This window comes from Roseobacter sp. (assembly GCF_024639605.1).
Lineage (GTDB): Bacteria > Pseudomonadota > Alphaproteobacteria > Rhodobacterales > Rhodobacteraceae > Roseobacter.
This window is the reverse complement of sequence record NZ_JAHEHZ010000157.1, coordinates 1-7179: the sequence shown is the minus strand read 5'-3', so window position 1 is coordinate 7179 and position 7179 is coordinate 1. Positions and strand designations below refer to the sequence as shown.

The following is a 7179-nucleotide window of genomic DNA, read 5'->3' as shown; positions in this document are numbered from 1 at the left end:
TTACGTTGCTCAGCGAGCCATGCGATCCGTGTCCGGTTGTCGCCGGTTATCGGAAATGCCCCCTGTATCGGCGCATTTTCCTTTTGTCTGAGCCCCGAGAAAACCCGTGCTGTAGGTACTGCCACGCGCGGATTGACGAGCACCATCGGCCAGTCCGGCGGCGGCCCGAGCAGCGTCAGATCACCGCCGATACCCTGCATGTGCACCAGCTGATTGTGCTGGCACACAGGCACATCCGAACCCAGAGCCAACTGATCCGCCGGGTCCGGCACGGGCGCTCCGGACAACAGACTGGACCCGCGCAGGCAGGCGGCGGCATCCGACGAACCGCCGCCGATTCCCGCTGCGGCAGGCAGTTGTTTTTCAAGCAAAATATGCGCTGTAACCCCGGCGATTTCAGCCGCCTTCAGCACCAGATTAGAGGGGCCGGATGGCACGCCCCCGGACATCGGCCCGGTCACCTCGAGACGGCTCTCGGAGGCCTCACAAAGGAACAGAGTATCGGCCGGGCTGCAGAGCATCACCAGGGAATCCAGCAGATGATACCCGTCGGCGCGTTGCCCCGTCACATGCAGTGCAAGGTTGATCTTGGCCGGCGCGGAAACGCGGACGGCCCGGCGGGTGTGCATGGCTACTTGCCCCGTCAGTCGTGCGCAATCTTCAGAGGCTCCGACCCTTCTTCGACGAGCACGGCGTCAAGACCGATCTCCAGTTTACGTCGGATGCGGTCCGGGTCTGCGTCGTCGGAACTGTCTGTTCGGCCGACAAATGACAGCGCCCGGGCCCATTGAAACTCCGCCTCGCGAATGCGTCCGACAGCCCAGTACACATCGCCAAGGTGGTCGTTAACGACGGGGTCCACCGCCATAAGCTCGACGGCGCGCTCCATATGCGGCACCGCTTCTTCATAGCGGCCAAGCCGGTAAAGCGCCCAGCCAAGCGAGTCGATGATATAGCCGCTGTCCGGGCTTGCGGCGACGGCCTCTTCGATCATGCCAAGCGCTTCATCCAGTTTGATCTGTTTCTCCACAAGTGAGTAACCGAGATAGTTCAGCACCTGTGGCTGGCCGGGATTAATCTCAAGTGCCGCCCGGAAATCGCTTTCTGCCTGCTCCCAGTTTCCCAGACGTTCGTGACAGATCGCGCGGGCATAATGCAGAAACCAGCTTGAAGCGCCGGTTTCATCAGCAATCTTTACCGCGCGGTCATACGAGAGCACGGCCTGATCGAACTGATTCTGCTGGCGGTAAATATCGCCAAGGGCGGAATGCACGGTTGCCAGCAACCCGTTGCTGCGCGAAAGCTGTTCGAGCACCTCTATGGCAGCCTCCGGCTTATCCGACCGGCGCAGGGCTGCGGCACGGCCGAGTTCCGCTGCGTGATAGGCGGGATCATCCGCCGGCACGAGCCGGTAGACATCAATCGCCAGCCCGTATTGCTCCATGTTTTCAAGAAGTTCCGCGGTCAGCAGCAGGGCATCAACATGGCCGGGACGCAGGATGCGGGCCGCCTGGGCATAAAGAACAGTATATTCCGCGCTGGTCTCACCGCGCAGGGCAGCCGAGACGGTGTAGAACACTTCGGCAAAGCCGTCCTGAACCGATGTCACATGACTGAACGGCAGCGGCTCTCCGGCTTGCAGCTTTGCGACAACAGTATCGATCTCGGGGTCCGTGGCGCCGGCAAACATGGTCTGCAACAGCTCCTGTGCCTCATCGAACCGCTCCAGCTGAGACAGGATCTCGACACGGGCAATGACACCACGGCGGGTCTGCACTGCGGCACCGGCGCTGTCGGCGGCAAAGATCGCCTCTGCCCCTTCAAAATCACCAACCGAGGCCAGCGCCATCGCTTTATGAAACAGTGCAAATCCCTGCAGGCCGACTTCTTCTGACAGCGCGTCGAACGCTTCCAGCGCCTCGCTCACCTCGCCCTTACCCATATAGGCCCATGCCTGCAGAAGCCCGTCCACAAGCGGGCCGATCCCGCGGCCTTCGGTCTGCGGGTCCAGCATGCTGTCAAAATCGCCCTCGCGGATGCTGGCGATTTTCAGCACCAGATCAGCAATCTGGCTCGTCTCGCCGGTGCCGATCAGAGTGCGCGCGACGGGGATAGATTTATCGATCTCCCCCAGCGCCAGCTGCGCCACCACGACGCTTTCCATCAGTTGCGCGTTCAGCGGATCGCGGGCGAGAGCGCGGGTAAAATAAGATGCTGCCTGTTCGAAATCATTTTCAATCGCTGCGGCGCGTGCGGCCAGATAGGGGCCTGCGACTGACTGAGCGGAAACCGGCGCCGCAAGCGAGAGCGAAAGTGCCAGTGTGACGATTGTACGGGTCAGGCGAGGCATGAGATTGAACCCTTATTTTTGACTGCGCGCGCAGGCTAGCACGTTCGCAGTCAGGCGCAATGGTCCCGCAAAGCTGCAAGGGGCGACTATTGCACGCAGACACCCGTTTTGGCGGTCTGACAGGCGATTGCGCGCCGACGCCATCGCTTTTGCGTCACATATTGGGGTAATTCGGCCCGTCGCCGCCCTGCGGTGTGGTCCAGACGATATTCTGTGCGGGATCCTTGATATCACAGGTTTTACAGTGCACGCAGTTCTGAAAGTTGATCACAAAACGGGTGTCTTTGCCGGCCTCTTCTACGAACTCATAGACCCCGGCCGGGCAGTACCGTGCCGAAGGGCCTGCGTATTTAGGCAGGTTGATTTCGACAGGCACCGAGGCGTCCTTCAGCGTCAGATGCGCGGGCTGGCTTTCTTCGTGGTTGGTGAAGGAGAACGCCACGTTCGTCAGCCGGTCAAACGACAGTTTCCCGTCGGGTTTCGGGTAATCGATGGGTTGGTGCTTTGCGGCTTCCTCGGTGGCTTCAGCGTCGGTTTTGCCGTGTCCCATAGTCCCGAGCAGTGAGAACCCGAGGGTATTCGTCCACATATCAAACCCACCCAGAGTCAGACTGGCAGTCAGCCCGCTTTTGGACCACAACGGTTTGACGTTACGCACTTTTTTCAGATCCCTACCGATGGCGCCCTCTCGCACAGCAGTCTCATAATCGTTGAGCTCATCGCCGCTGCGTTCCGCAGAAATCGCAGCGGATGCAGCTTCGGCAGCGGCCATGCCCGAGAGCATCGCATTATGATTACCCTTGATGCGCGGCACATTGACCATTCCCACCGAGCAGCCCAGCAGGGCGACGCCGGGCGCCACCATTTTGGGCATGGACTGATATCCGCCTTCGCTGATCGCGCGCGCGCCATAGGCCACGCGTTTTCCGCCTTCCAACAGATCCGCGACCATTGGGTGATGCTTGAAACGCTGGAATTCCATATACGGGAAAAGATGCGGATTTTTGTAGTTCAGGTGCACCACGAAACCGACGTAAACCTGATTATTTTCAAGATGATAGATAAAGGAGCCGCCGCCGGCGTTGCTGCCCAGCGGCCAGCCCATCGTGTGGGTGACAGAGCCCTCTTTGTGCTTGTCAGGGTCGATCTCCCAGATCTCTTTCATGCCGAGGCCGTATTTCTGCGGCTCGTGACCGTCGCTCAGGCTGTATTTTTCGATGATCTGTTTGGAAAGAGACCCGCGCACGCCCTCGCTGAGGAAAACGTATTTGCCGTGCAATTCCATGCCCGGCTCATAGCTGTCGCCTTGCGTGCCGTCGGGGTTCTTGCCGAACTCGCCCGCAACGACGCCTTTGACCTCGCCGTTCTCGCCATAGACCAGCTCAGAGCAGGACATTCCCGGGAAGATTTCAACGCCCAGCTCTTCGGCCTGTTCCGCCATCCAGCGGCAGACATTACCCATGGAAACGATGTAGTTGCCGTGATTGTTCATCAGCGGCGGCATCGGCCAGTTCGGAATGCGCAGCTGTCCTGCTTCGCCCAGCATATAAAAGTTATCGTCTTTCACCGGGACATTCAGGGGCGCGCCTTTGGCTTTCCAGTCGGGGATCAGCGCGTTGAGACCGGAAGGGTCCAGCACCGCACCGGAAAGGATATGTGCGCCGACCTCGGAACCTTTTTCCAGCACCACGACGTTACAATCCGCATTAAGCTGTTTGAGGCGGATCGCTGCGGAAAGACCCGCAGGCCCGGCACCAACGATTACAACATCGTATTCCATTGCTTCGCGTTGCGTGTCAGTCATCGGTCAGCTTCCCTTCTGTGAAATCCCGGTCCGGTGATACCGGTCCCGTAAATGCTCGCGGTTGGCTAAACCACGTGCCGAGACAATGCAATCGAAACGGGGCGTCAAAATCGCGTCAGATCCGCGCGAGAGGTGCTCCGGTCCTGGTGTGGCGACAGGTCTGTCACCCGGGCCGGTCGCCCATCAGATAGCGGGGTCCGGGCCCTTTCTCCGCTACCTTGTCAGCGGGGTTGTAAAGCGCGCAGGTTGGCAGGCTCAGGCACCCGCAGCCGATGCATCCGTCCAGATTATCGCGCAGCCGCTCCAGCGTCTCGATCCGCGCGTTCAGTCCGGAACGAAATCGGGTAGATATCTTTTTCCAGTCGGCTTTCGTCGGCGTCCGCCCGCCGGGCAGATGATCGAGCTCCCGCCGGATTTCGGGCAGGGTAAAGCCGAACTGCCGGGCAATAATCACAAAGCTGAGGCGCCGCAGGTCCGAGCGGTCAAACCGCCTCTGCCCGCCCGGATTGCGCCAGGGCCGGATCAGCCCCTGCTCCTCGTAATAGCGGATTGCAGAGACCGCGAGGCCGGTCCGCTGCGCCAGCGCACCAATGCTCAATCCGTCGCGTCCTGACATAACAGACCCCTTGACCTCAAGTTAGCTTGAGCAATTACGATGGACGGACTCATTTAACAGATCAAGGAATAATCCGATGTCCGCAGAGCTGGAACACGCAAACATCACCGTCTCCGACGCCACAGCCACCGCTGCCTGGATGAGCGACCTTTTTGACTGGCACATTCGCTGGCAGGGTCCGGGTCTCGATGGCGGGGTTTCCGTGCATGTCGGTACGGAGCGCTCGTATATCGCGCTTTATCAGCCATCCCGCACCACGCAGGCGGGAGATAACAGCTATACCACGCGGGGCGGGCTGAACCATCTTGCCGTCATTGTGGATGATATTGCGGCGACCGAAAAAGGCGTATCCAAAGCAGGTTTCAAAGCAGAGAACCATGCGGATTATGAACCGGGGCTGCGGTTTTACTTCCACGATAACGACGGGATAGAATACGAGGTTGTACAATACACCTGAGCCCCGGGGCACCCGCCAAAACCCGCCGGCTGCCCTCTGCACCCCCTTGCAATTCACCCCGCCCTCAGGTCAGGTAGGAAGCATCTGAGATCCGCGGCCCCCCGGCGACACCGGGCGGGCCGCTGTAATTCGTGGAAGGCGCCGATGGACAAGATACCGATGACCCGCAAAGGACATGCTAAACTTGAGGCAGAACTCAAGCAGCTGAAGTCTGTGGAACGTCCGGCGATCATCAAGGCGATTGCCGAGGCCCGCGAGCACGGCGATCTGTCTGAGAATGCCGAGTACCATTCTGCCCGCGAAAAGCAGTCGTTTATCGAAGGCCGTGTCAAAGAGCTTGAAGGTGTTCTGGGTCTTGCAGAGGTGATCGATCCGTCAAAGATGTCGGGTACGATTAAATTCGGTGCAACCGTTACGCTGGTAGATGAGGACACGGACGAGGAAAAGACCTGGCAGATCGTCGGTGAACACGAGGCCAGTATCGAAAAAGGTCTGCTGAACATCAAATCGCCCATTGCACGGGCGCTGATTGGCAAGGATGAGGGTGACAGCGTCGACGTGCGCACGCCCGGCGGGGAGAAAACCTACGAGGTTCTCAAAATCGTTTACGCCTGACAGGACCAGCTGACATGGCCGAACACACACATGACGATGAAGATGCACCGGGCCAGGCGCGTCCGACGCCGCTGGGCATCTATGACCGCCCGCAGACCGAGGGCATCACCAATATAGAAATCATCGCCATTGGGTTGTCGGTGTTCTGGTTGCTGGCGTCAGGGTTGTTTTTCCTGCTGATGCCGTCGGGCGACGGAAGTGCTGCACCGGGCAGCATGAGTTTTGTGATGGTGATGCTGTCGGTGTTCATGCCGGTAGGAATGATCTGGGTTGCCGCCACAGCCGCGCGGTCAAGCCGAGTGATGCGTGAAGAAAGCCAGCGCCTGCAAACCGCAATCGACGCCATCCGCCACGCCTATATCGCCCAGAACCATGCAGCCGGCGCAGGCAGTGATGCGGCCTCTATCACCCGAAAGCTGGACGAAATCGCGGCCGCAGCGCGTAAAACGGAAACTGTTCTGGCAACTTTCACCTCGCGGCGCGAACCGGAGGGCGCCCCGCAAAATGCCCGCATCGCACCCGCACCGCACCCGGTCGATGACCAGCCGGTGCTCGCCCTTGGCACCCCTTCTGAGGATATTGCTCCGCCGCTGGCCACTGCCGATTTCATCCGTGCGCTCAACTTTCCGGAAACCTCGGAAGATGAGGCAGGGTTCTCAGCGCTGCGCCGCGCGCTGCGTGACCGGCCTGCCGCACAGCTGATCCAGGCAGCTCAGGATGTGCTGACCCTGCTCAGTCAGGACGGGATATATATGGACGACCTGCAGCCGGACCGTGCGCGGACCGAAGTCTGGCGTCAGTTTGCACGGGGTGTGCGGGGCCGTCCGGTGGCCTCTCTCGGGGGGATCCGGGACCGGTCCTCGCTCGCGCTTACGGCGGGGCGGATGAAGCAGGATCCGATTTTCCGCGACGCCGCGCATCATTTTCTGCGCCGGTTCGACAAGACCTTCGTTGCCTTTGAAGACGGTGCGTCGGATGCGGATATTTCGGCTCTGGCCGAGACGAGGACGGCGCGGGCCTTTATGCTGCTGGGGCGCGTTGCCGGTACCTTCGACTGACGGGCCCCTGCCAGGTCAGTTCAGAGCCCGAAACCTGAAAACGGGATATATCGCACCTGAACACCGGGGGTGATCGTCGCGGCACCGGGCGGCAGCTCCACGAGACCCTCCGCCCAGGACAGCCCGCTGATACGCCCGGAACCTTCCGAGGCAAAGACTTCCGCCGCACCGTCGCGGATCCGCGCGCGCAGATATTCCGTGCGCCCCGGCTTTTTCTTTTTTATGAAGGCCGCCGGCACCATAAATCCCTGTGGTCCGGACCAGCGGCCACCAGCCATC

7 protein-coding genes and 1 pseudogene are annotated in these 7179 nt (G+C 60.3%); 3 read left to right on the top strand and 5 right to left on the bottom strand.

The window, feature by feature from the left end; genetic code table 11:
* From Q0M35_RS15865 to soxR, 4 genes are all read right to left on the bottom strand, one after another.
* Positions 1-629 (bottom strand): 4-(cytidine 5'-diphospho)-2-C-methyl-D-erythritol kinase (locus Q0M35_RS15865; RefSeq protein WP_295317022.1); only part of this gene is annotated, 629 nt, incomplete at its 3' end.
* Between the two features lie 14 nt (positions 630-643).
* Positions 644-2350 (bottom strand): tetratricopeptide repeat protein, encoded by a 1707-nt coding sequence (locus Q0M35_RS15860; protein WP_295317020.1) that lies wholly within the window; start codon positions 2348-2350, stop codon positions 644-646.
* Positions 2351-2504: 154 nt separating this feature from the next.
* Positions 2505-4154: an electron transfer flavoprotein-ubiquinone oxidoreductase gene (locus Q0M35_RS15855; RefSeq protein ID WP_295317018.1), complete on the bottom strand. Its 1650-nt coding sequence runs from the start codon at positions 4152-4154 to the stop codon at positions 2505-2507.
* 163 nt (positions 4155-4317) lie between these two features.
* Positions 4318-4770, bottom strand: a complete 453-nt coding sequence (gene soxR, locus Q0M35_RS15850) for a redox-sensitive transcriptional activator SoxR (RefSeq protein ID WP_295317016.1) — start codon at positions 4768-4770, stop codon at positions 4318-4320.
* Between the two features lie 76 nt (positions 4771-4846).
* Here soxR and Q0M35_RS15845 point away from each other — a divergent pair, with 76 nt between their 5' ends.
* The 3 genes from Q0M35_RS15845 (at position 4847) to Q0M35_RS15835 (ending at position 6900) form a co-directional block, all read left to right on the top strand.
* Positions 4847-5227: a VOC family protein gene (locus Q0M35_RS15845; RefSeq protein WP_295317014.1), complete on the top strand. Its 381-nt coding sequence runs from the start codon at positions 4847-4849 to the stop codon at positions 5225-5227.
* A 144-nt stretch (positions 5228-5371) separates the two neighbouring features.
* Positions 5372-5842 (top strand): transcription elongation factor GreA, encoded by a 471-nt coding sequence (gene greA, locus Q0M35_RS15840; protein WP_295317012.1) that lies wholly within the window; start codon positions 5372-5374, stop codon positions 5840-5842.
* Positions 5843-5856: 14 nt separating this feature from the next.
* Positions 5857-6900 (top strand): hypothetical protein, encoded by a 1044-nt coding sequence (locus tag Q0M35_RS15835; RefSeq protein WP_295317010.1) that lies wholly within the window; start codon positions 5857-5859, stop codon positions 6898-6900.
* Between the two features lie 20 nt (positions 6901-6920).
* Here the strand turns inward: Q0M35_RS15835 and Q0M35_RS15830 are convergent.
* Positions 6921-7179 (bottom strand): annotated as a pseudogene (locus tag Q0M35_RS15830) (molybdopterin molybdenumtransferase MoeA); the annotation flags it as partial.

Bases quoted from the DNA above. Each gene is read 5' to 3' on its own strand.
- Q0M35_RS15860 (WP_295317020.1), bottom strand. From the start codon at position 2,350: ATGCCTCGCCTGACCCGTACAATCGTCACACTGGCACTTTCGCTCTCG.
- Q0M35_RS15855 (WP_295317018.1), bottom strand. From the start codon at position 4,154: ATGACTGACACGCAACGCGAAGCAATGGAATACGATGTTGTAATCGTT.
- soxR (WP_295317016.1), bottom strand. From the start codon at position 4,770: ATGTCAGGACGCGACGGATTGAGCATTGGTGCGCTGGCGCAGCGGACC.
- Q0M35_RS15845 (WP_295317014.1), top strand. From the start codon at position 4,847: ATGTCCGCAGAGCTGGAACACGCAAACATCACCGTCTCCGACGCCACA.
- greA (WP_295317012.1), top strand. From the start codon at position 5,372: ATGGACAAGATACCGATGACCCGCAAAGGACATGCTAAACTTGAGGCA.
- Q0M35_RS15835 (WP_295317010.1), top strand. From the start codon at position 5,857: ATGGCCGAACACACACATGACGATGAAGATGCACCGGGCCAGGCGCGT.